This window comes from Kitasatospora sp. NPDC092948, assembly GCF_044754805.1.
Classification (GTDB): domain Bacteria; phylum Actinomycetota; class Actinomycetes; order Streptomycetales; family Streptomycetaceae; genus Kitasatospora.
Genome location: NZ_JBIVPU010000011.1, coordinates 132,472 through 155,116 on the forward strand (window position 1 = coordinate 132,472; position 22,645 = coordinate 155,116).

A 22,645-nucleotide genomic window follows, 5' to 3' on the forward strand; every position below is an offset into this window, starting at 1 on the left:
GCGCAAGGAAGTTGACGTTCCGTCAGAGTAGTTAGGAGCCGCTTAAGGAGGCCTTGAGGCGGCCCCGGCCCGCCGCGACGGGCCGGGACCGGGCGGTCACACGGCGTCGGCGAACCGGGCGGTGACGGCGCTCCGGGCGGTGGTCGGCGACCGGTCGGCAGGGACGGTCGCGGCATCCCGGGCCGGGGCCCGTGGTCTGGCCCGAACAGCCGGGAGGGCCCCTCGCCGGGTGACGAGAGGCCCTCCGGGGAAACCGGTCAGATCAGCTCGACCAGGTCCGCGATGGACTCCACCACCTGGGTCGGGCGGTACGGGAATCGGTCCACGTCGCCGGCCTGGGTGAGACCGGTCAGCACCAGGAAGGTCGACATGCCGGCCTCCATGCCGGAGACGATGTCGGTGTCCATCCGGTCGCCGATCATCGCGCTGTTCTCCGAGTGCGCGCCGATCGCGTTCAGACCGGCCCGCATCATCAGCGGGTTCGGCTTGCCGACGAAGTACGGCTCCACCCCGGTGGCCTTGGTGATCAGCGCCGCGACCGCACCGGTCGCCGGCAGCGCACCCTCCGCGGACGGGCCGGTCTCGTCCGGGTTGGTGGCGATGAACCGGGCGCCCGCGTCGATCAGCCGGACCGCCTTCGTCATCGCCTCGAACGAGTAGGTGCGGGTCTCGCCGAGCACCACGAAGTCCGGGTCGGTGTCGGTCAGCACGTAGCCGACGTCGTGCAGCGCGGTGGTCAGGCCCGCCTCGCCGATCACGTACGCGGTGCCGTTCGGGCGCTGGTCCGAGAGGAACTTCGCGGTGGCCAGCGCGGACGTCCAGATGTGCTCGGCCGGCACGTCCAGCCCCATCCGGGACAGCCGGGCGTGCAGGTCGCGCTGGGTGTAGATGGAGTTGTTGGTGAGCACCAGGAACGGCTTTCCGGACTCACGCAGCCGCTTGATGAAGGCATCGGCCCCGGGGATCGGCACGCCCTCGTGGATGAGGACTCCGTCCATGTCGGTCAGCCAGGTCTCGATGGGCTTGCGATCTGCCACGGTGGGTCTCTCCTCGGTCTTGCGACGGTCGAACGATCAATGTGCATCGCTCCGACCGGACACCGCTGGCCGGCCGGGCGCCACTGGCTGCCCCAACGCGGCCAGCCTAGTGCGCCCCACCGGCCGACCTCAGCTCGCGTACGGGTTGCCGCCGTTGGCCGGGGGCTGCTGGCCGTACGGCGGCTGCTGACCGTACGGCGGTGGCTGCTGGCCGTGGGGCTGCTGCGGCGGCTGGCCGTAAGGGGGTTGGCCGTACGGGGGCTGCGGTGCCTGGGGCGCCTGGCCGTACGGCGGCGGCGGGGGAGCCTGGCCGTACGGCGGCTGCTGGCCGGGGAACGGGGCCGGCGGCACCGGGGCGGCGGCCGCGGACCGGCGGCTGCGGAGCACGATCGCCACCACCACGAGCAGCAGCACCACGGCGACCACGCCGCCGCCGATCAGCAGCGGCGTGTTGCCGCTCTTCGAGGACGCGTCCGCGGCCGCGGGCGGCTGCGACCCGGCCGTGTCCTGCCCCTGCCCGGGGTCGGCGGGCGCACTCGCGGCCCCGCCCGGCTGCGCACCGGTCGACTTCCCCGGGGCGGGCGCGGGCGCGGACGCGGCAGGCAGCGGGCTGACGTCGGCGGGGCCCGGGTCGCCGGGGTCGGTCAGCGCGATCCGGGGGCGGACGATGCCGTAACCGAGATAGTCGCTGCGCTGCGTCGAGTTGCTGGCGGTGTTGATCAGGACGCGCAGGACCTGATTGCCCGTCCAGTCGGGGTGTGCCGACCAGATCAGGGCGGCGGAGGCGGAGACCAGGGCGGTGGCGTCCGAGGTTCCGGTTCCCTTGCAGTAGCCGGACGCTCCGGTGCACGCGCCGTAGATGTCCTGGCCCGGTGCGGCGAGCGTGACCTGCGGGCCGTGCTCCGACTCCGCCGTGACCTTCCCGTCCTGGTCGGTGGCGCTCACGCCGACCACGCCGCTCATCGCGGCCGGGTATTCGAGGCGGTTGTCGGTGTTGCCGGTGTTACCGACGGCGGCGAACAGCAGGACGCCACGGGACACCGCATGGTCGACCGCAGCCCGGAGCTTGTCGACGTCGGCGGACTGCAGTGAGCGCACTGGGATGCCCAGCGACATATTGACGATCTTCGCGTTGTGATCAACGGCGTAGGTAATGCCCCGGGAGACCTCGTCCATGACCTGGCTGTCGCCGGTCCCGTTGTCCAGGTCGACCCTGATCGGGAGGATCTTCGCTCCGGGCGCGAGACCGTACGCACCCTTGCCGTCCAGCCCCTTGCCGGTGCCGGCGATGGCGCTGGACATCTTCGTTCCGTGGCCGTCCTTGGGGGCGGTCTCACTCCCGGACTCGTGGCTGAGGTTCGTGCCGACCACCACTTGCCCGGCCAGATCGGGCACGTCGGCCTTCACCCCGGTGTCGATCACGGCCACGGTGATACCGGATCCGGTGCTGGTCTGCCACATCTCGTCGGCGTGCATCGCGTCCAGGTGCCACTCCTGCGCGCGGATCGAGTCCGCTGCAAGCGCGGGCCCCGTCGTCCACCCCCACAGGACGCCCGCGACCGCCGTCGCTGCGGCCAGCCGCCGCCCCCGTCCTGTCCTGCCCGTTCGCCGCATCACAAACTCCTTCGCACGCCGATGAGTTCGGCGAGTGACTTGCCCCCGACCGCACGATGCTGCCCGGCCACAGGAGCGCTATTCCCCTGCGGCCGGGCAGCCGATGCGGTTCCTACTCGATCACACCCGGGTTGGCCGGGCCCATGCCGGACGTCCAGGTGTCCTCGTCCTCGGTCAGGTAGTCGGGACGCTTGCCCTGCGGCTTGCCCTTGCGGTTCGCGCCGCCGTGGCCGCCGCCGAACCCGCCCTGGCCGGCCTGGCCGTTGGCGCCCCGCTCGCCCCGGGCGCGCAGCCCGGTGCCGCCCGGCGTGAACTCGCCGCCCGAGGCCGGCCCGCGCTTCCCGCCGACGGTGCCGCCGGCCCGGTTGACCAGCCCGCTGCTGCGGGCGCCGCCGCCGGCCCCGCCACGGGCGCCGCCGCCCATACCGCCGCCGCCGTGCGGCATGCCGCCCGAGCCCGAGGCGCCCGTGCGCCCCGCCTGTCCGGCCTGGCCGGAGGACGCAGCGGCCGTGCCGCTGGTGCCCGGGACACCCGAGCCACCGGTCCGTCCGGTGCTGCCGCCGCCGATCGGGCCGCCGCCGATCGGCGCGCCCGGGTAACCACCGCCACCGCCGGGGTAGCCGCCACCGCCACCCCCACCGCCCGGGTAGCCGCCACCGCCACCCCCACCGCCCGGGTAGCCGCCACCGCCACCGCCGCCGAGCACCGGGCCGCCGCCGCCACCACTGCCTGTGCTGCCGCCCCCGGAAGTCGGCGGCGGGTCCGTGTGGTCGATGACGACGACCGGACCCGTGACCGGGGGAGTGACGGGCGGCGGGTTCTGGATCGGAGGGTGCGGAAGAATCGGGCCGATCGGCCTGACCGGCCCCCCTTGGTACGGCGGGTCGTACGGCGGTGTCGGCGGTTGGATCGGCGTAGGTGGCTGCGGCGTCGGCGTCGGCGTCGGCTTCGGGGACGGTATCGGCGAAACCCTGGGCGGATGCGGCAGGGTGCCGCCGCCTCCGCCGCCGCCCGTACCGCCTCCGCTGCCCCCGCCGACCGGGACGTCCACCATGTCGTCGTGCCGCTGACCGCCGTCCGGCAGCGGCGGAAACACCGGCGGCTCCACCGAGTTGAGCCGGACGGTCGCCTGCTCGTACGCCTGGCTCAGCTTGGTCATCTGGTGGATGGCCTCGTTGTGCGCCTGGGTTACCCGCTGCTGCGCGGCTTTGGCCTGGTCGGGCGTGACCCAGTCGGAGTCGACGAACCCGGCGATCTCGCCGGCCGCCCACTTTCCGGCCCCGCTGCCGATGCCGAGCATGCCGCCGAGGACGCCGCCGCCGCCGTTGACGAGGTCGTTGGGCTGGTCGTTGTACCGGCCGACGGCCGCGATGTCGGCGTGCGGCACCGGCGGCATCGCGGACCTGACTTCGGAGAGCATCTCGCCGGCGGAGGCCATGTAGGTGCCGGCGTTCCGCGAGTACGTGGCCAGGCCCATGGTGGCGTTCGAGACCTGGTTGCCCCAGTTCTTGAAGCTGTCGGCGGCGGTGCCCTCCCAGTCGAGGCCGCTCATGTGGGCGTGCAGCTCTTCGCTGATGTCGTCCATCTTGTTGGAGGCGGCCATCAGTCGTCGGGCCACCTGAAGGACGGCGTTCGGGTCCGTGTGCTGGACCATGGCCACCAGCTGCTCGTGGCTGGCGCCGGCGATCTCGCTGTCGCCGTCGTCCTCGAGGTTTCTCATCTCTTGTCTCCCCCGTTTCTCCGTCGCCGGAGACATCGATCCGTCAGTACGCGCCTTGCTGGGTGCCGGTGGACGGGGCCTGCGGGCGGGCCGTGTAGGCGGTCCTCGGGTCGCCGGCTGCGGCGGGTGCGGGCAGTGCGCCGGGGTAGGAGATCGAGCTGAACCGGCTCTGCTGCTCGGCCTCGCTGTTGCTGTAGTTGCCGGCGGCCTGGCCGATGCTCGCGCTCATCGCCGTGATCTGGGCGGCGAGGCTCTGCGACAGCTGTTCCAGGTTGGTGTGCACGGTGGTGTACGCGGTCATCAGGTCGCCGACCTGGCCGAAGTTCTGGCCGAGTTGACCGGGCGTCAGCGTCTGCTGGGAGACCTCGCCGTGGCTCGCGGGGGAGCCGTCGAGGTCGCTCAGGATCTGGTCGACCTTGTTCTTGAAGGTCTGCAGGTTCTCGACCTCGACCTTCATCGCCCCGCTGCCGACCTGGCCGTTCAGGGCCCGGGCCTGCGAGTCGGCGACCATGGCCTGCGTGGCGAAGACCTCCGCGACGTTCACTGCGTTGTACACGAACCCCGACATCCCGTTGCCGGAGACGTCACTCATCTGCCGATCCCCCTCCCCTGGGCGGACCCACCCCCGTGGTGGCCCGCCGGTGGCACTGGCCACCTTTCAAGATAGCGGTACGAACGGACGGTGCGTCAGGGGAGGGGCGATAACGGTCCGGGTAGCCTTTGCCGGTCGCTCGTTCGTGATGGAGCGTCAAGGAGCGGGTCGTGCGGGGGAGTTCGGATGGGGGAGAAGCGCGTCACCTGGGCGGAGCTGTACTTCGACCTGGTGTTCGTGTTCGCGGTGACGCAGGTGTCGGCGCTGCTGCACCACCACCACGACTGGGCGGGCTGCGGGCGGGCCCTGGTGGCGTTCGTGCCGGTGTACTGGTGCTGGGTGGGCACCACGGTGCAGGCCAACATCCGGGACGTGGACAATCCGCGGGACCGGATCGGGATCTTCGGGGTGGGCCTGGCGGGGCTGTTCCTGGCGCTCGCCCTGCCGGGGGCGTTCGGCGACCGCGGCGTGCTGTTCGGCGCCGCGTACTGGGCGGCCCGGCTGCTGCTGGTCGGACTGCTGGCCCGCCGGGTGCGGCAGATCTGGATCGGCCCGTACGGGGTGGGCGCGTTCTTCAGCGGGCCGCTGCTGGTGATCGGCGGCCTGTTGGCGTCCCCCGCACGGGAGTTGCTGTGGGCGGTGGGCGCGACGGCGGACCTGTCGGCGCCGCTGCTGTTCCGGCGGCGGCTGGCGAAGGTCGAGTACCACCCGGGCCACCTGCCGGAGCGCTTCGGCCTGTTCCTGCTGGTGGCGCTCGGCGAGTCGATCGTCGGGATCGGCGCCCCGGTGGCCGGCGCCCCGCTGCACGCGGGCCGACTGGTCTCGGTGGCCGTGGCGTTCGTGATCTCCTGCGCGCTGTGGTGGCAGTACTTCGGGTACGCCGCCGACGCGATGCGGCACGCCATGGAGACCGCGAGTTCGCGCCGCGACGTGCTGCGGCGGGTGTTCTCGTACGGTCACCTGGCGTTGATCGCCGGCGTGATCACCGTCGCGGTGGGCTTCGCCGAGACGGTGGCCCGGCCCGGGGCGGCGCTCGGCGGCGGTGCGCTCGGGCTGCTGTACGGCGGCAGCGCGCTGTACCTGCTGTCCTTCAACTACACCCGCTGGATGATGTTCGGGAAGCTCTCGCCGACCCGGCTGACCGCAGGCCTGCTGGTGGCCGCGCTGCTGGCGCTGCTGCTGCTCACCCCGCTGCACCGGCTGCCCGCGCTGGCCGTGCTGAGCCTGCTGGCGGCGGTGCTGGTCGGGGTGATCGGCTGGGAGGCGGCGCGGGTGCGGCGGGCGGAGCGGGCTGTCGGCGCGACTGTGTAGCGTTCTTCGCAGCGGGTCCGCCACGGGCCCGGGAACGATCGAGCGGTCGCCGTGCGGCGCGGCCGGTGGGAGGTACAACGTGACGGAGCTGGCCGAGGCGTCCGTGGGCGGCACCCTGGAGCTGCCGGAGTCCTGGCGCGCGGTGCTCGCCGAGGAGACCGGCAAGCCGTACTTCGCGAAGCTGTCGGAGTTCCTGGCGGCCGAGCGGGCCGAGCACGAGGTGTTCCCGCCCGCCGGGCAGGAGTTCTCGGCGTTGGACGTGACCGCGTACCAGGACGTCCGGGTGCTGATCCTCGGTCAGGACCCGTACCACGACAACGGCCAGGCGCACGGCATGAGCTTCTCGGTGCTGCCCGGCGTGAAGGTCCCGCCGTCGCTGCGCAACATCTACAAGGAGCTCAACACCGACCTCGGGCTCTTCGCCGCGCCGGAGACCGGCGGCTTCGCGATGCCCGACAACGGCTACCTGATGCCGTGGGCCGAGCAGGGCGTGCTGCTGCTGAACGCGGTGCTCACGGTGCGTGCGCACCAGGCCAACTCGCACAAGAACCAGGGCTGGGAGAAGTTCACCGACGCGGTGATCAAGGCGGTCAGCGCCCGCGAGGAGCCCTGCGTGTTCGTGCTGTGGGGCGGCTACGCGAAGAAGAAGCTGTCGCTGATCGACACCGAGAAGCACGTGGTGGTGCAGAGCGGGCACCCGTCGCCGCTGTCGCAGAAGACCTTCTTCGGGACGAAGCCGTTCTCGCAGATCAACGCCGCGCTGGAGGGGTTCGGGCAGAAGGCGGTCGACTGGAGCATCCCGAACGTGAAGTAGCGGGAGGGCGGAGCGCCCCGGGCCCTTCGGGGTCCGGGGCGCTGCTGTCAGTCGGTGAGGACCGGCGGCTCCGTCGCCGCGCGGAGTTGCTCCAGGCTGACGCCGTCGGCGAGTTCGACCAGGCGCAGGCCGTCCGGGGTGACGTCGAGGACGGCGAGGTCGGTGACGATGCGGTGGACGACGGCGCGGCCGGTGGCGGGGAGGGTGAGCTCGTCGACGATCTTCGGGGCGCCGTCCTTCGCGGTGTGCTCCATCACCACGATCAGGCGGCGGGCGCCGTGGACCAGGTCCATCGCGCCGCCCATGCCCTTGACCATCTTGCCGGGGATCATCCAGTTGGCGAGGTCGCCGCCCGCCGAGACCTGCATCGCGCCGAGCACCGAGACGTCGATCCGGCCGGAGCGCACCATGCCGAAGGAGAACGCCGAGTCGAAGTAGGCGGCGCCGGGGTTGACGGTGACGGTCTCCTTGCCGGCGTTGATCAGGTCGGGGTGGACGTCGGCGTCCGCCGGATAGGGGCCGACGCCGAGGATGCCGTTCTCCGAGTGCAGGACGACGTGCACGCCGGCGGGCAGGTGGTTGGGGATCAGGGTGGGCAGGCCGATGCCGAGGTTGACGTACTGGCCGTCGCGCAGTTCGCGGGCGGCCCGCGCGGCGAGCGCGTCGCGGGGGTCCAGCAGGGCGGTCATCAGGACTCCTTCGAGGCGGCGGGAAGACTGACGGTGCGGCGCTCGATCCGGCGGTCGGCGGGGTCGGCGGCGACGACGCGGTCGACGTGGACGCCGGGCAGGTGGACGGCGTCCGGCGGGATCTCGCCCGGTTCGACGATCCGGTCGGCCTCGACGATCGTGGTGCGGCCGGCGGCGGCGCACAGCGGGTTGAAGTTGCGGGCGGCGGCGTGGAAGACGCAGTTGCCGTGCCGGTCGGCGATCTCGGCGCGGACCAGCGCGAAGTCGGCGACGATCGCCTCCTCCAGCAGGTAGCGGCGGCCGCCGAACTCGCGGACCTCCTTCGGCGGGGAGGCGACCGCGACGGCGCCGCCGCCGGGGGCGTACCGCCAGGGCAGGCCGCCCTCCTCGACCTGGGTGCCGGTGCCGGCGGGGGTGTAGAACGCGGGGATGCCCGCGCCGCCGGCCCGCAGGCGTTCCGCCAGGGTGCCCTGCGGGGTCAGTTCGACCTCGAGTTCGCCGTTCAGGTACTGGCGGGCGAACTCCTTGTTCTCGCCGACGTAGCTGGAGGTCATGCGGGCGATCCGGCCGGCCCGCAGCAGCAGGCCGAGGCCCCAGTCGTCGACCCCGCAGTTGTTGGAGACCACCTGCAGGCCGGTGGTGCCCGCGTCCACGAGCGCGCCGATCAGGGTGGACGGGATGCCGCACAGGCCGAAGCCGCCGACCGCGAGCACCGCGCCGTCGGGAATGTCCCCGACCGCGCGGGCGGGGGAGTCCAGGACCTTGTCCAAGGGGGCCACCTTCTCGAAGGGGGAGGGCTGACTGCCGCACCACACTCGTCGCAGGCCCCGACGCTTTCCATGGCGGACGACGCCATGGGGCGAGGTGGATCCATGTGTCCGGCGCACACCTTGCGAGGAGTGGCGCCGCAACATGTCGCCGACCCACACAGAACGAGCCACCGATGCGTGCGCCCGTCACATGTCGCCTTCCGGGCGACCCCCCTACGGTTCCGGCATCCCACCAGCACAGGCACGTCAGGAGCTCCCCACCATGTCAGTCACGGACGCCACCCCCAGACGACCCGTCCGCAAGCTCGCCGCGCTGGCCGCCTGCGTGCTGCTCGCGTCCGCTTGCGCCAAGGCCGGTACGGCGGGCACCTCGGCCGAGGCGGGCGGGGGCGACACGAGCCCGGTCAAGGTCGGCCTGGTCTACTCCAAGACCGGTCCGCTGGCGGCCTACGGCAAGCAGTACCTGGAGGGCTTCAAGGCCGGCCTGTCGTACGCCACCAAGGGCACGGGCGCGGTCGACGGGCACCCGGTGGAGATCGCCGAGCAGGACGACGCGGGCGACCCGGCGAAGGCCGTCTCCGCGGCCAAGGACCTGATCGGCAAGAACTACAAGATCCTGGCGGGCTCCACCGCGTCCGGCGTGGCCCTTCAGGTCGGCCCGATCGCCGCGCAGAACAAGGTGCTGTTCATCAGCGGCCCGGCCGCCGCGGACAAGGTCACCGGCCTGAACAAGTACACCTTCCGCTCCGGCCGGCAGTCGTACCAGGACACCAGGGCCGCGGCGTCGTTCATCGGCGACGCCAAGGGCAAGAAGGTCACCGTCCTCGCCCAGGACAACGCCTTCGGCCAGGCCAACGTGGCCGCCGTCAAGGACGTCCTCGGCGGCGAGGGCGCCACCGTGGACGCGGTGCTGGCCCCGCCGTCCGCCACCGACCTGACGCCGTTCGCCACCCAGGCCAAGGCCGCCAAGCCCGACCTGCTGTTCGTCGCCTGGGCCGGCGACACCGCCTCCGCGCTGTGGACCTCGCTCAACCAGCAGGACGTGTTCTCCTCGACCAAGGTCGTCACCGGCCTCGACGTGGCCGCCTCGTACCCGCTGTTCGGCCCGGCCGCCGAGAAGATCGACTTCCTGAACCACTACTTCTCCGGCGCGGCCGGCGGCACCGAGGCCGAGCTGGCGATGAACGACTTCGTCACCAAGAACGGCTCCAAGTCCGACCTGTTCACCCCGGACGGCTTCACCGCCGCGCAGATGGTGGTGCACGCGCTGGAGGCCAACAAGGGCTCCGACGCGGACACCGACGCGCTGGTGAAGTCCCTGGAGGGCTGGAGCTTCGACGGCGTCAAGGGCAAGCTCACCGTCCGCGCCGAGGACCACGCGCTGCTCCAGCCGATGTTCCAGGTCAAGCTGACCGGCACCGGCGCCGACGCCAAGCCCACCGCGGAGAAGGTGCTGTCCGCCGAGCAGGTCGCCCCGCCGGTCGCCAAGATGGCGGGCTGACCGCAATGAGCACCCCCGCCCCGGTGCTGCGGCTGAACGGCCTCGGCTGGTCGGTCCGCGGCGTCCCGATCGTCCAGGACGTCACCTTCGACGTCGCCGAAGGCGAGTTCGTCGCCTTCATCGGCCCGAACGGGGCGGGCAAGACCTCCCTGTTCAACCTGATCTCCGGGATCTACCCGGCCAGTCACGGCACCCTCCATCTGGACGGCGCCGACATCACCGCCCTGCCGGTGCCCGCCCGGGCCCGGCGGGGCCTCGGCCGGACCTTCCAGACCTCCTCGCTGTGGCCCGGCCTGACCGTCGCCGACCACGTCCGACTCGCTGCCCAGGCCGCCGCCGGGCCCGCCGCGTCCTACCGGATCTGGCGGCGCGCCGACCGGTACCGGCAGCAGGTCGAGGAGACCCTGGAGCGCACCGGCCTCGCCGACCAGGCCGACGACCTGGCCGGCTCCCTGTCGCACGGCGGCAAGCGGAAGCTGGAGCTCGCGGTGCTGCTGGTGGGCGACCCCCGGCTGATCCTGCTCGACGAGCCGATGGCCGGGGTGAGCGCCGAGGAGGTGCCCGCCCTGGTCGAGCTGATCCGCTCCGTGCACCGGCAGGGCCGCACCGTCCTGATGGTCGAGCACCACATGGACGTGCTGCTGGGCCTGGCCGACCGGCTCGCCGTGATGCACCACGGCACCCTGCTCGCACTCGACACCCCCGAGGCCGTGATGGCGGACGAGACCGTCCAGGGGGCCTACCTCGGGGAGGCGCTGTGATCGAAACCCTGCTCGCGGTCCGCGAGTTGAAGGTGGTGATCGACGGGCTGCACATCCTGCACGGGGTGGACCTGGACGTCGCCGCCACCGGAGTCACCGCACTGCTCGGCCGCAACGGCGCCGGCAAGACCACCACCGTCAAGGCCGTCATGGGACTCGTCCCGCGGACCGGCTCGCTGCTCTTCGACGGCGCCGACATCGGCAGGCTGCCCACCCACCTGGTGGTCCGTCACGGCATCGGCTACGCGCCCGAGGACCGCGGCATCTTCGCCGGCCTGACCGTCGCCGAGAACCTGCGCCTGGCGGAAAGGGATTCGACTCCCGACTACGACCTGGTGTTCGAGCTGTTCCCCGAGCTGAAGCAGCGTCACAGGCAGGCCGCCGGAACCCTGTCGGGCGGCCAGCAGCAGATGGTCGCGATCGCCCGCACGCTGCTCAACGGCAACCGGCTGATCATCGCCGACGAACCCACCAAGGGCCTCGCCCCGAAGATCGTCACCGAGGTCGCCGACGTGCTCGCCCGGGCCGCCGAGACCGTCCCCGTGCTGCTGGTCGAACAGAACCTGGCCCTGGTCCGCCGGGTCGCCGGCCAGTGCGCCGTCCTCGCCGACGGCCGCACCGCCCACCAGGGCGACGCCCGCGCGCTGCTCGCCGACGAGGACGCCGCCCGCCGCCTGCTCGGCGTCGGCAGCCACCGCCCCGCCCATGAGGTGACACCCTGATGAACACCGTCGTCCTGCTCGCCTGCACCGGACTCGGGCTCGGCGCGCTGTACTTCCTGGTCGCCTCCGGCCTCTCGCTGATCTTCGGCCTGATGGACGTGCTCAACTTCGCGCACGGCGCGCTGCTGTCGATCGGCGCGTACGCCGCCTGGTGGGCCGCCACCGACGGCGGGATGGGCTTCTGGCTGGCCGTCCCGTTCGGCACCGCGGTCGGCACCGCCGCCTCGGTGCTGCTCGAACTCGCGCTGATCCGCCCGCTGTACTCCCGGCCGCGCGACCAGATCCTCGCCACCGTCGGCGTCGGACTCGCCCTGCCCGCCCTGATCATGGGCATCTGGGGCGCCGACGCCCGGCCGTTCCCGCAGCCCGATGCGCTGTCCGGCACCGTGAAGCTGCTGGGCGCGACCGTGCCCGTCAACCGCTTCGTGCTGATGGCCGCCGCGCTGGTGGTGCTGGTGCTGCTGCGGCTGTTCCTGGCGAAGACCCGCTACGGCCTGATCGTCCGGGCCGGCGTCGAGGACCGGGCCATGGTCACCGCGCTCGGCATCGACGTCCGCAAGGCGTTCACCCTGGTCTTCGCCATCGGCGGCGCCGCCGCCTCGCTCGGCGGGGCGCTGGCCGGCCTGTACTTCGGCTCGATCAACCCCGGCCAGGGCACCGGCCTGCTGATCTTCGCCTTCGTGGTCGTCGTGATGGGCGGCATGGGCTCCGTCACCGGCGCCGCCGTCGCCTCGGTCGGCGTCGGCCTGGTCCAGCAGTTCGCCAACTACTACACCGCAGCAGGTCTGGGGGATCTCTCCGTCGTGGTCCTGCTCGCCGTGCTGCTGCTCGTCAAGCCGCGCGGACTGACCGGGAGACTCGCATGACCACCCACCTCAAGCGCTGGTGGCCGCTCGCCCTGCTGATCGTCCTGGTGATCGCGCCGTACAGCACCCTGCCGCTGCCCGGCCTGCTGGACGGACCGCTCGGCAGCCCCGGCAGCCTCCAGCTGATCGCGCTGTGCCTGGTCTACGGCGGCCTCGCCACCGGCTACGACCTGCTGCTCGGCCGCACCGGTCTGCTCTCCTTCGGGCACGCCCTGTACTTCGCCACCGGCCTGTACGCCACCGACCTGGCGATGCTGGAGCTCGGCCTCGGCTTCGTGCCGGCCGCGGTGTTCGGCATCGCCTGCTCGATCGCGCTGGCGCTGCTGCTGGGCTCGGTGTCGCTGAAGGTCACCGGCATCGGCTTCTCCATGGTCACGCTGGCGTTCGCGCAGGCCGGGGCGATCCTGGTGCAGCGCAACCCCGGCGGCCTGACCGGCGGCGAGGAGGGCCGCTCGGCGCCCGCCGAGCACCTGCCGGACGCGCTGATCGGCATTCAGAACACCGCCAACCTGTACTGGATCGCGGTGCTCTACCTGGTCGTCACGCTCGCCGTGGTGCACTGGACGGTCTCCTCGCCGACCGGCCGGGTGTGGGCCGGCATCCGGGAGAACGAGCGCCGGGTCGAGGTGCTGGGCCTGCGGCCGTACGGCTTCAAGCTGGTCGCGTTCACCGTGTCCGGCGGCCTGGCCGGCGCGGGCGGCGTGGTCTACCTGCTGCTCACCGGCGGCGCCACCCCGCAGGCCGCGAGCTCGGACGCGACGCTGGCGCTGCTGGTGATGGTGGTGCTCGGCGGCTCCGGCACCCGGTGGGGTCCGCTGCTCGGCGGCGTGCTCTACACCTGGGCCGCGCACCGGCTCGGCGACCTCGCGAACTCCGCGTCCATCGCCGAACTCCCGTCCGTGCTGCGGGTTCCGCTCTCCCAGCCGCTGTTCCTGCTCGGTACGCTCTTCGTCGCCGTGGTCTACCTGCTGCCCGGCGGTCTGGCCAAGCTGCCCGCCCGGCTGCGGGCGGGCCGGGCCGCCAGGGCCGCCAAGGTGTCCGTCACCGTCGTCCCGGAAGGCGCCGCATGACCCTCCCCCAGCACCTCACCGTCCCCGTCGACGGCGGCGACCTCGCCGTCCTGCACTGGCCGGCCGCCGACCCCGGCGCGCCCGTGGTGGTCGCCGTGCACGGCATCACCGCCAACGCGCTGGCCTGGGCGGGCCTGGCCCGGCTGCTCGACGGTCGGGTCTCGCTGTACGCCCCCGACCTGCGCGGCCGGGCCGCCAGCCGCGACCTGCCCGGCCCGTGGGGGCTCGGCCGGCACGCGGAGGACGTCGCCGCGCTGATCCGCCGGCTGGACGCCGGCCCGGTCCGGCTGGTCGGCCACTCGATGGGCGCCTGGGTGTCGGCCGTCGCCGCGGCCCGGTACCCGGAGCTGCTGGCCGACCTGGTCCTGGTCGACGGCGCGGTGACCTTCCCGCTGCCCGAGGGCGTCCGCGAGGAGGACGCGCTGGCCGCGGTGCTCGGCCCGGCGCTGGCCCGGCTGTCGATGACCTTCGAGAGCCGTGAGGCGTACCGCGCGTTCTGGCAGGCGCACCCCGCGTTCGCCGACTGGGACGACGAGTTGGACGCGTACACCCAGCGCGACCTGGTCGGCGAGGCCCCCGCGCTGGTCTCCTCCTGCGTCCACGAGGCGATCACCACCGACGGCGCCCAGGTGCTGCTCGACGCGGAGGCGGCCGGCGCGATCCACCGCCTCACCGTCCCGACCCGGTTCCTGTACGCCGAGCGCGGCCTGCTGAACGAGCCGCAGGCGCTGTACGACGAGGGCCGGCTGACAGCGGCGAAGGTCGCCGTCCCGACCGAGCTGGTGGCCGGCACCAGCCACTACTCGATCATCCGGGCCGACCGGCTGGCCGACCTGCTGGTCTGAGCGCGGACAGCCCGGTGCCCTCCCGCCTCCGCCGTTCGGAGGGAGAGGGCACCCGGCTGTCGGGCCCGCCCCGGTCAGGCGCGGCGCCGCAGGTACACGCTGCCGAGGACGGTCGCGGCGGCCAGCGAGCCGCCGATCAGCCCGACCTGGGTGTTGACCATCGGGACGGCCGTGGCCGCCGGGGCACCGCCGCACTCGACGTGGCCGATGATCACGTTGGCGCCGCCGAGGGTGGGCAGCAGGGTCAGGTGCAGCGCGTTGACGGTGAGCACGCCGTTGGCGTCGGTGGACTGCTCGTTGAGGATCAGATCGCCGAGGCCGGGCACGGTGACGCTGGTGTTCTTCGGGGCGTTCGCCTCCAGGGTGGTCGGGATGCCCAGGACGGTGAGGGTGCCGCTGGCGATGATGCCGTTGCCGGTGGCGCCGTTCGGGGTGGCGTTGCAGGTCGCCTGGACGCCGCTCACGTCCCCGGTCAGGCCCGGCCCGAGGGTCAGGCCCAGCTGGTCGACGGTGGCGGACGCCGAGGAGGTGCCGAGCGTCGGGTCGCCCGCGGTGGTGGAGGTGAGCGTCGAGTTGGTGGCGAACGGGCCGACGGTCAGGCCGATTTCGGTCTGGGTGCCGCCGGGCGGGTAGGTGGACAGGGGTTGCGGCGGGACGGCCACGTTGTTGTTCAGCGCGTCGGCCGAGACCACGTACGCCGTCGCTTCGGGGGAGGTGAGGGCGGCGAACGCCGGGGCGGCGGAGCAGAACAGGCCGGCCGCGAGGGCTGCGCCGGCCAGGACGCGGGTGCGGGTGGGGACGGTGGTCACGAACGGACCGCCTTTCTGGGGGAGGATGTACTGCCGATTCCGATGGCTTTCGATCAATTCCCTGATGTGACAAGCGGTTTATGTGATTGGCCGGGAAGTCCGGTCGAATGGAGTAGTCGGCCGAAAAAACTGACGAATCGTCAGTACGTGCCTGTCCGTGCGGTCTTGTGCCAGCCCTGCTCGCCGCGCACCAGCCGCCAGAACGCGCGCACGGCGACCAGGTACGTCCCGAACGCGTAGACCGCCAGCGCCAGCCCGTAGCCCAGCGCCGGGCCCCGGCCGATGTCCCGCTCGCAGCGGCGCCGGTACAGCGGCCCCCAGACGGCGAACTCCGTCACCCCGAGCAGCAGGTACAGGCCGATCAGCAGGGCGCCGCCGTGCGCCAGGAAGTCCATGGTGAACTCCGGGTACGCCCAGGCGTGGTAGCCGAACACCCCGATCGGCACCAGGTAGGCGAACATGCCGACCACCTGCAGCCAGGGCTGCGCCATGAAATAGCCCACCTCCAGGAAGCCCAGCGCGCTGAACTCCCGGGAGCTCCAGATCCGCGGCAGGTACCGGGCGCACTGCATCGAGCCCTGCGCCCACCGCACCCGCTGGGTGAGCAGCTGCCGGACGCTCCACAGCGCCTCCTGCTCGACCCAGGCCGTGGTGGTGTAGCCGTTGCGGCGGCCGGCCAGCATCATCCGCAGGCCCAGCTCGAAGTCCTCCAGCAGGGCCCGGCCCCAGGGGTCGCCGGTCTCGGCGGCGACCGCGCGCAGCGCGCTGAGCCGGTTGGCCTGCCCGTTGCCGCCGACGTTGACGGTGCCGGTGCGGCGCCGGGTGATCTGCATGGCGGAGATCGGCCCGCGGAACTCCAGGTCCTGGAGCCGGGCCAGCAGCCGGGCGCGGGCGTTGGCGGCCCGGCTCCGGCCGGGCAGCGGCGCGGCCACCGCCCGGTTGGACATCCGGACCTCCACCTGGACGGCGCCGATCGCCGGGTCGCCGAACGAGGCCGGCCCGGCCAGCACGTGCAGCAGGTTGGGCGAGGGGCGGCCGTCGGCGTCGACCACGGTGAGCACCACCCGGTCCGGGTCGGTGCCGGGGGGCAGCCAGTCCTCCAGCGCGTGGTAGGCGGCGTTCAGCGCGTCGCCCTTGCCGGTGCGGGCGTTCGGCAGCCGGCGGCGCACCAGGTGGACGGGCAGCCCCGCGGTGGCCAGGGCGAGGACCACCTCCGCGGTGCGGTCCGTCGAGTGGTCGTCCACCACCCACAGGTGGGCGGCGGGGAAGCGCCGGTGCAGGTGGTCGAGGGTGAGGCCGATCACCGACTCCTCGTCGCGGCAGGGGACGGCGAAGTGCCACTGGTAGCCGGACGGGTCGCCGGGGGAGTCCGGCCGGGCGCGCAGGAAGCCCGTCACGATCACCCCGACGTAGCCGAGGAAGCCGACGCCGAGGATGAAGGACAGGCAGACGGAGAGGTCGAGCAGGGTCACCGGGCGACCTCCTCGGCGGGGGCGGAGCCGCGGGCGACCACGGCGAGGCAGAGCAGCAGGGCCGCGAGGGCGGCGACCATCATCAGCACCGAGCCGAGCAGCACGTGCGCCCACTCGAAACCGGCGCTGCCGTAGCGGTGCTGCATGGCGACGATCAGGGTGAGCCGGCCCAGGTTGGTGCCGGCGATCAGCGCGGTGGCCAGCGCCAGGGCCAGCAGCAGCCGGCCCGGGCGGCGGTGGCCGAACAGCAGCAGCAGGCCGAGGACCAGCGCGAACGGGGCGATCAGCAGGGCGCTGCTGCACCCGGTGGTCAGCGCGATGCCGCGTTCGAAGTGGTCCGGCCCGCCCGCGTACAGCACCGGTGCGCTCGGGCTCGGCAGCAGCAGGGTGCGCAGCCCCAGCAGGTGGGTCGCGACCTGGGCGACGGCGGTCAACTCCAGGTTGCGGTAGAGGTGTTCGCCGCCGACCAGCAGGCCGGTCAGGGCGAGCAGGAGCGGGCCGCACACCGCGGCGAGGGGGCCGGGGCGGGTGCGGGCGGCCGACCGGGCCGGCGGTCCGGAGAGTGCGGTGGCGGGCATGGGCGGCTCCACGCGAGGGGGCGGACGGGCCGGACCGGCGGTCGTCCCACCCGGTCCGGGGGAGGTCAGGGGCGGCGGTCCGGGCCGGGGCGCCCGGCGTCGGGCGGGGTGGTGGCCAGCCGGCCGCGCCGCACCAGCAGCACACCGACCAGCAGCAGGCCGGTGGCCAGGGCGGCGGCGAGGCCGAGTCCGGGCGAACCGGTGGTGGCCAGCACGCCGCCGCCGGCCGCGGCCGGCGGGATGCCATGGGCGATGGGTCCGTACACGGTCGTCTCCTCTCGTCTCGGCCTGGTGGCTTCCGGGCCGAGCCCAAGGTGACTGCCGGGCAGATCATCAGACCGCAGCGACGCGCGGGTCCGCCGGAAGACCACACGGACGCCCCACGCCCGGGGCCCGCGGCGCTCGGCCGTCGGTGCCACGCCCGGCGACGGAGCGTCACCTCGGACGGCGGCGGCCCCGGCGGCTCCGCCGGACAGGTGGTCCGCGAACCCGGACGGACGGCAAGGGCGCGGCGTGCGACGCGCCATGACGGCCCGTCACGACCATGTGAGGGCCATTCGCATTCCTGTCCGCCGGCCGCTCGGCGTTCGGTCCGTCGTCCCGCCCCCTCACGGAGCACCATGACCTCCCGCGACCTTGCCCTGGTCCTCGGAACCCGGCCGGAGATCGTCAAACTCGCCGCCGTCACCCGCCTGTTGGGCCCGCGCGCCCGCCTGGTGTGGACCGGACAGCACTGGGACCCGGCGCTCACCACCGCCTTCTTCACCGGCTACGGCCTGCCCGCCCCGCACCACCGGCTGGACGGCGTCGGCGGCGAACCCCGCGGCCGGCAGATCGGCCGGATGATCGACGAACTCAGCCGCCACTTCGCCGCACACCCGCCCGCCGCCGCCATCGTCCAGGGCGACACCAACACCGCCGCCGCCGGGGCGCTCGCCGCGCACTGCGCGGGCATCCCCGTGGTCCACGTCGAAGCGGGCCTGCGGTCCTTCGACCGCGACATGCCCGAGGAGGCCAACCGGCGCGTCATCGCCCCGCTCGCCGACCTGCACTGCGCGCCCACCCGGACGGCCGCCGCCCACCTGCTGCGCGAAGGCATCGACCCGCGGCAGATCCTGGTCACCGGCAACACCGTGGTCGAGGCCACCCTCGCCACCCTGCCCGACGCCCGCACCGCCCGCGCCGTGCTGGCCCGGTACGGCGTCACCCCCGAGAACTACCTGCTGGCCACCGTCCACCGGCCCGAGAACACCGACGACCCGGACCGGCTGGCCCGGCTGCTCGGCCGGCTCGACGCCCTCGACCTGCCGGTGCTGCTGCCGCTGCACCCCCGCACCCGGGCCGCCGCCGCCGGACTGTTCACCCCCGGCGGGGGGCTGCGCCCGATCGAGCCGCTCGACCACGCCGCGTTCCTGGCGCTGGCCCGGCACTGCCGGCTGCTGGTCTCCGACTCCGGCGGCGTCCAGGAGGAGTGCACGGTGCTCAAACGGCCCCTGGTGGTGGTCCGCAACTCCACCGAACGCCCGGAGGCGGTCCGCGCCGGATTCGCCCGGCTGGCCCGCCCCGGGCCCGAACTCGACGCCGCACTAAGCGAGTTGCTCGCCGACCGGGGCGCTGCGGCGCGGCTCGCCGAGCTGCCGTCCCCGTACGGCGACGGGCGGGCGTCCGAGACGATCGTCGCCGCCGTGCAGGCCCGCTACCCGCGGCGCGCACCCCGGCCGCGCAGTGCGGCGACCGGGGCGGGGACGGCGGCGGTGGGGTGAAGCGACGGACCGTCAGGCGGTGCCGAGGAAGGACTGCCAGCCGCCCGTCGGGGCCTGGCCGACGTTGAGCGTGCGCAGCTTGCGCAGCGTGGACTGGTCCTGCGCCTCCAGCCAGTCGACCAGCTGCCGGAACGAGACCAGGCGGACGTCCGGCTTGCCGGCGATCTCCTTCAGGGTCTCCTCGACGGCGTCCATGTAGATGCCGCCGTTCCACTGCTCGAAGTGGTTGCCGACGAAGAACGGCGCGCGGTTGGTGGTGTAGGCGCGGTTGAAGCCCGCCAGGTAGGAGTCCCGGGCCTGGTCGCGCCACTGGCCGTACTTGCCCGGGTCGCCCTTGGTGGAGCCGGCGGACTGGTTGGCCAGGATGTTGTAATCCATCGACAGCACCTGGAAGTTGTGCCCGGGGAACGGGATGCCCTGCAGCGGGAAGTCCCAGATCTTGCCGTCCTGGACCTTCTGCGGCCAGATCTGCTGCCCGCCGGGCGAGCTGGCGTCGTACTTCCAGCCGAGCTTGGCGGCGGTCGGCAGCAGCGCCTTCTGGCCCTCCAGGCACGGGGTGCGGCCGCCGATCAGCTCCTTCTTGTAGTCGAAGGGCAGCGGGTCGACGTCGGTGAACCCGGTGTTGGTCTTCCACTGGGTGACGAAGCCGACGGCCTGCTCGATCTCGCTCTCCCAGTCCTCCGGCGTCCACTTGTTGACGCCGTTGCCGTCCGAGCGGGTCGAGCAGAAGTGGCCGTTGAAGTGGGTGCCGATCTCGTGGCCGGCCAGCCACGCCTGGCTGACCAGCTTCAGCGTGTTGCGGACCGCGCCCTCGGACAGGAACGGGATGTCGGAGGCGCCCTGCGAGTGCTTCGGCGGGTGGTACAGCGAGGACTTCTCCTTCGGCAGCGCGTAGATGCCGGAGAGGAAGAACGTCATCGTCGCCTTGTGGTCCTCGGCGAGCTTGAGGAAGCGGGCGAACTGGCCGTCGTCGGTGGCGCCCGCGCCGTCCCAGGAGAACACCACGAACTGCGGCGGCGCCTCACCGGGCTTCAGCTTCTCCGGCTTCGGCTGGTTCGGCTGCGGGCCGGTGTCGGCGTTCGAGCCGTCGCCGATCGGGGTGCCCTTGGCGGAGGACTGGCCGGGCGCGGGCTTGCTGCCGCCGCCGCTTCCGGAGCCGGAGTCCGAGCCGGGGCGGTTGCTCGCACCGCCTCCGCTCGAACAGGCGGCGACGGCCCCCAGGGCCGCGGTGGCCGCCGTGGCGGACAGCACTGTCCTGCGCGAGATGGTGCTCATGGTCTCCCCTGCCGCAGTGGGCCCGACCAGAAGAAGATCCGGACGCCGGCCGCGGCTCCGGATGGTCAACTTCTGGCAAACTCGGACAATTTGACGGTTTAGCCACTCAAGGATGGCATGCCCGGGACGGGCGGTCCAACGCCGCCCACCCTCAATCGGTCACCACGCGACGCGGCCCCGTTCGGCTCCCGCCGGGCCCGTCCTGTTGCCGTCCTGGGACACAACTCCCGAGGCAGCGCCCCTCGTCAGACCGGTTCGCCCTCGACCAGTACGGCCAGCCGGCGGCGACGGCGCACCAGTTGGACCACCAGGCTGCTGACCGCGGTCGCCGCCACCGAGGAGATCGCCAGACTCAGCCACTCGGTGTCGAACCAGTGCAGGTTCAGCCAGCCCAGGCTGACGATGTACGCCGCCCACACCACCGCGGCCACCGCCGACCAGCGCAGGAAGGTCCACGGCCGGTTGTCGGAGTGACCGACCGCCAGATCCAGCACCGTCCGCCCGGCCGGGACGAAGCGCGCCACGATCACGATCGCCGCCGCCGTCCGGCTGGTGGTGCGGCCGGTCAGGGCCCGCTGCACCCGGGCCACGTTGGCCGCCAGCCGCGGCCGGCGGGCCAGGCGCCGATTCACCGCGGGCGCGCCGCGCCGGGCCAGCTGGAGCAGCAGCAGGTCGCCGAGGAAGGACGCCACCGCGACGCCCGCGGCCAGCGGCAGCGGCGAGCCGCCCACCTGGCCGGTCTTCAGTACGGCCAGCACCACCAGCGTCCCGCTGGGCAGGAACGGCAGGAAAGCGTCACCGAGCACCGCGACCAGCGCGAGTGCGCAGTACCACGCCGGTGCGATCACGGCGTTGGCGTCCAAAGTTCTCTCCCTCCAGCCCGCCCGGGGGAGAGGCAGCTGCACAGGGAGTCCACGCTAGCGCGGACACCTTTCATCACCTGAAGCACCCCCGTGTGGAATGCCGCACACGTGTCCGGACACGCTGAGAGCCCCCGGCGGGGTGCCGCTGCGGGGGCTCGGGGAGGATCCGCGGCGCTGGTCGAGCCCGCGGGTCCCATACGGTGCGCGGAGGCGGTGGATCCTCGGCGACGATCACCAGCCTGCCGCATCCGCCGGGCCCGACTCGACCACCGCGGCTGGCGACTTCTCGCGCTGGCGTGAACTCGCCAGCCGCCGCGCCTCCCAGGTGGCCCGTCGTGCCTTCTCGGCGATCCGCCCCGGACAGCGGGAACAGCCCGACCGCCCGACCGGTTGTGCTCCGACGAACGCCCTGGCGCCCGGCCCGGGCACCAGGAGGGCACGCCGTATGACCACCGCACCGACCGACCGGAACCTCGGCGACGACGACCGGATCCGCGGCCGGGCCGCCGGCACCGCCCCCGCCCCGCTGTCCATCCTCGACCTCGCCACCGTCGGCACCGGCCACACCGCCGGCGAGGCGCTCGCCGCCACCACCGAACTCGCCCGCAGCGCCGAGAGCTGGCGCTACCACCGGTTCTGGGTCGCCGAGCACCACGGCATGCCCGGCGTCGCCTCCTCGGTGCCCGCCGTGCTGCTCGCCCACCTCGGCGCGCACACCAGCACCCTGCGGCTCGGCTCCGGCGGCGTGATGCTCCCCAACCACGCCCCGCTGTCGATCGCCGAACAGTTCGGCCTGCTGGAGGCCCTGCACCCCGGCCGGATCGACCTCGGGCTCGGCCGCGCCCCCGGCACCGACCAGGCCACCGCCCGGGCGCTGCGCCGCGGCCTGGCCGACGGCGCCGACGACTTCCCCCGCCAGCTCGCCGAACTCACCCACTTCCTGGACGGCGACTTCCCCGAGGGCCACCCCTACGCCCGGCTGGAGGCCGTCCCGCGCTCGAACAGCCGCCCGCCGATCTGGCTGCTCGGCTCCTCCGGCTTCTCCGCGCAGCTCTCCGCGGGGCTCGGCCTGCCGTTCGCGTTCGCGCACCACTTCTCCGCCGCCAACACGGTGCCCGCGCTCGACCTGTACCGGGACACCTTCCGCCCGTCCGACGTCCTGGCCGAGCCGTACGCGCTGATCGGGGTCAGCGCGGTCGCCGCCGAGACCACCGAGCGGGCGCTGTGGCTGGCCCGCTCGGCCGGCCTCGGCATGCTGCGGCTGCGCCAGGGCCGGCCCGGGCCGATCCCCACCCCGGAGGAGGCCGCCGCGCACCCCTACTCCATGGTCGAGGAGGACTTCATGGAGTCCTGGCTGGCCAACGTGGTGCTCGGCACCCCGAAGGAGGTCGCCGACGGCCTGGAGGCGCTGCGCCGGCGCACCGGCGCGGACGAGCTGATGGTGACCTCGCACATCCACGGCCACCGGAACCGCCTGGAGTCCTACGGGATGATCGCCGAGGCGTACGGCCTCACCGGCTGAACCGGCTGAACCGGCCTCACCGGCTGAACCGGCCCGACCGGCTGAGCGGGC

General features: G+C 73.2%; 22 protein-coding genes. 10 read left to right on the forward strand and 12 right to left on the reverse strand.

Annotated elements, in window-relative coordinates; all coding sequences use genetic code 11:
• Positions 1 to 257: 257 nt before the first annotated feature.
• The 4 genes from ACIQF6_RS27440 to ACIQF6_RS27455 form a co-directional block, all read right to left on the reverse strand.
• Complete coding sequence (locus ACIQF6_RS27440) at positions 258 to 1,037, reverse strand: HAD-IIA family hydrolase (RefSeq protein WP_043914117.1); 780 nt, start codon at positions 1,035 to 1,037, stop codon at positions 258 to 260.
• A gap of 129 nt (positions 1,038 to 1,166) precedes the next feature.
• Positions 1,167 to 2,651: a type VII secretion-associated serine protease mycosin gene (gene mycP, locus ACIQF6_RS27445; RefSeq protein WP_400899581.1), complete on the reverse strand. Its 1,485-nt coding sequence runs from the start codon at positions 2,649 to 2,651 to the stop codon at positions 1,167 to 1,169.
• A 112-nt stretch (positions 2,652 to 2,763) separates the two neighbouring features.
• Positions 2,764 to 4,371 carry a WXG100 family type VII secretion target gene (locus ACIQF6_RS27450; RefSeq protein WP_400899583.1) on the reverse strand — a complete coding sequence of 536 codons (1,608 nt, stop codon included), beginning with the start codon at positions 4,369 to 4,371 and terminating at the stop codon, positions 2,764 to 2,766.
• 43 nt (positions 4,372 to 4,414) lie between these two features.
• Positions 4,415 to 4,963, reverse strand: a complete 549-nt coding sequence (locus tag ACIQF6_RS27455; RefSeq protein ID WP_400899585.1) for a type VII secretion target — start codon at positions 4,961 to 4,963, stop codon at positions 4,415 to 4,417.
• Between the two features lie 186 nt (positions 4,964 to 5,149).
• Between ACIQF6_RS27455 and ACIQF6_RS27460 the strand changes: the two genes are divergently transcribed.
• Together ACIQF6_RS27460 and ACIQF6_RS27465 are read left to right on the forward strand one after the other, a co-directional pair.
• Positions 5,150 to 6,274 (forward strand): low temperature requirement protein A, encoded by a 1,125-nt coding sequence (locus tag ACIQF6_RS27460; protein WP_400899587.1) that lies wholly within the window; start codon positions 5,150 to 5,152, stop codon positions 6,272 to 6,274.
• Between the two features lie 79 nt (positions 6,275 to 6,353).
• Positions 6,354 to 7,088, forward strand: coding sequence for a uracil-DNA glycosylase (locus ACIQF6_RS27465; RefSeq protein ID WP_400899589.1), 735 nt, complete (start codon positions 6,354 to 6,356; stop codon positions 7,086 to 7,088).
• Between the two features lie 47 nt (positions 7,089 to 7,135).
• On the opposite strand, the gene ACIQF6_RS27470 is transcribed toward ACIQF6_RS27465, so the two are convergent.
• Both ACIQF6_RS27470 and ACIQF6_RS27475 read right to left on the reverse strand, forming a co-directional pair.
• A complete protein-coding gene (locus ACIQF6_RS27470; RefSeq protein WP_400899591.1) occupies positions 7,136 to 7,777 on the reverse strand; it encodes a 3-oxoacid CoA-transferase subunit B in 642 nt (213 codons plus the stop codon).
• The gene (locus tag ACIQF6_RS27475; RefSeq protein ID WP_400899593.1) at positions 7,777 to 8,547 is read right to left on the reverse strand and encodes a CoA transferase subunit A; all 771 of its coding nucleotides are present in this window, start codon (positions 8,545 to 8,547) and stop codon (positions 7,777 to 7,779) included. Before ACIQF6_RS27475 ends, ACIQF6_RS27470 begins: the two co-directional genes overlap by 1 nt.
• Positions 8,548 to 8,809: 262 nt before the next feature.
• Here ACIQF6_RS27475 and ACIQF6_RS27480 point away from each other — a divergent pair, with 262 nt between their 5' ends.
• Genes ACIQF6_RS27480 through ACIQF6_RS27505 form a run of 6 tightly spaced genes read left to right on the forward strand, consistent with a single transcriptional unit; the run spans position 8,810 to position 14,312 of the window.
• Complete coding sequence (locus ACIQF6_RS27480; protein ID WP_400899595.1) at positions 8,810 to 10,048, forward strand: substrate-binding domain-containing protein; 1,239 nt, start codon at positions 8,810 to 8,812, stop codon at positions 10,046 to 10,048.
• 5 nt (positions 10,049 to 10,053) lie between these two features.
• Positions 10,054 to 10,809, forward strand: coding sequence for an ABC transporter ATP-binding protein (locus tag ACIQF6_RS27485; RefSeq protein WP_400899597.1), 756 nt, complete (start codon positions 10,054 to 10,056; stop codon positions 10,807 to 10,809).
• A complete protein-coding gene (locus ACIQF6_RS27490; RefSeq protein ID WP_400899599.1) occupies positions 10,806 to 11,531 on the forward strand; it encodes an ABC transporter ATP-binding protein in 726 nt (241 codons plus the stop codon). Before ACIQF6_RS27485 ends, ACIQF6_RS27490 begins: the two co-directional genes overlap by 4 nt.
• The gene (locus ACIQF6_RS27495) at positions 11,531 to 12,397 is read left to right on the forward strand and encodes a branched-chain amino acid ABC transporter permease (protein ID WP_400899601.1); all 867 of its coding nucleotides are present in this window, start codon (positions 11,531 to 11,533) and stop codon (positions 12,395 to 12,397) included. Before ACIQF6_RS27490 ends, ACIQF6_RS27495 begins: the two co-directional genes overlap by 1 nt.
• A complete protein-coding gene (locus ACIQF6_RS27500) occupies positions 12,394 to 13,467 on the forward strand; it encodes a branched-chain amino acid ABC transporter permease (protein ID WP_400899603.1) in 1,074 nt (357 codons plus the stop codon). Before ACIQF6_RS27495 ends, ACIQF6_RS27500 begins: the two co-directional genes overlap by 4 nt.
• Positions 13,464 to 14,312, forward strand: a complete 849-nt coding sequence (locus ACIQF6_RS27505; RefSeq protein ID WP_400899605.1) for an alpha/beta fold hydrolase — start codon at positions 13,464 to 13,466, stop codon at positions 14,310 to 14,312. The genes ACIQF6_RS27500 and ACIQF6_RS27505 overlap by 4 nt, the downstream gene beginning before the upstream one ends.
• A 74-nt stretch (positions 14,313 to 14,386) precedes the next feature.
• Here ACIQF6_RS27505 and ACIQF6_RS27510 read toward each other — a convergent pair whose 3' ends face one another.
• The 4 genes from ACIQF6_RS27510 to ACIQF6_RS27525 all read right to left on the reverse strand — a co-directional run bounded on the left by ACIQF6_RS27510 (position 14,387) and on the right by ACIQF6_RS27525 (position 17,437).
• Positions 14,387 to 15,121 (reverse strand): choice-of-anchor P family protein, encoded by a 735-nt coding sequence (locus ACIQF6_RS27510; RefSeq protein ID WP_400899607.1) that lies wholly within the window; start codon positions 15,119 to 15,121, stop codon positions 14,387 to 14,389.
• 140 nt (positions 15,122 to 15,261) lie between these two features.
• Complete coding sequence (locus ACIQF6_RS27515; RefSeq protein ID WP_400899609.1) at positions 15,262 to 16,593, reverse strand: glycosyltransferase; 1,332 nt, start codon at positions 16,591 to 16,593, stop codon at positions 15,262 to 15,264.
• Positions 16,590 to 17,171, reverse strand: a complete 582-nt coding sequence (locus ACIQF6_RS27520; RefSeq protein ID WP_400899611.1) for an archaeosortase/exosortase family protein — start codon at positions 17,169 to 17,171, stop codon at positions 16,590 to 16,592. The genes ACIQF6_RS27515 and ACIQF6_RS27520 overlap by 4 nt, the downstream gene beginning before the upstream one ends.
• 65 nt (positions 17,172 to 17,236) lie before the next feature.
• The gene (locus ACIQF6_RS27525) at positions 17,237 to 17,437 is read right to left on the reverse strand and encodes a hypothetical protein (protein ID WP_400899613.1); all 201 of its coding nucleotides are present in this window, start codon (positions 17,435 to 17,437) and stop codon (positions 17,237 to 17,239) included.
• Between the two features lie 354 nt (positions 17,438 to 17,791).
• Here ACIQF6_RS27525 and wecB point away from each other — a divergent pair, with 354 nt between their 5' ends.
• Positions 17,792 to 18,934 carry a non-hydrolyzing UDP-N-acetylglucosamine 2-epimerase gene (gene wecB, locus ACIQF6_RS27530; protein WP_400899615.1) on the forward strand — a complete coding sequence of 381 codons (1,143 nt, stop codon included), beginning with the start codon at positions 17,792 to 17,794 and terminating at the stop codon, positions 18,932 to 18,934.
• A gap of 12 nt (positions 18,935 to 18,946) precedes the next feature.
• Here wecB and ACIQF6_RS27535 read toward each other — a convergent pair whose 3' ends face one another.
• Both ACIQF6_RS27535 and ACIQF6_RS27540 read right to left on the reverse strand, forming a co-directional pair.
• The gene (locus ACIQF6_RS27535; protein ID WP_400899617.1) at positions 18,947 to 20,209 is read right to left on the reverse strand and encodes a hypothetical protein; all 1,263 of its coding nucleotides are present in this window, start codon (positions 20,207 to 20,209) and stop codon (positions 18,947 to 18,949) included.
• A 245-nt stretch (positions 20,210 to 20,454) separates the two neighbouring features.
• Positions 20,455 to 21,072, reverse strand: coding sequence for a VTT domain-containing protein (locus ACIQF6_RS27540; RefSeq protein ID WP_400899619.1), 618 nt, complete (start codon positions 21,070 to 21,072; stop codon positions 20,455 to 20,457).
• Between the two features lie 445 nt (positions 21,073 to 21,517).
• Here ACIQF6_RS27540 and ACIQF6_RS27545 point away from each other — a divergent pair, with 445 nt between their 5' ends.
• The gene (locus tag ACIQF6_RS27545; protein WP_400899621.1) at positions 21,518 to 22,594 is read left to right on the forward strand and encodes an LLM class flavin-dependent oxidoreductase; all 1,077 of its coding nucleotides are present in this window, start codon (positions 21,518 to 21,520) and stop codon (positions 22,592 to 22,594) included.
• Positions 22,595 to 22,645: the final 51 nt, after the last annotated feature.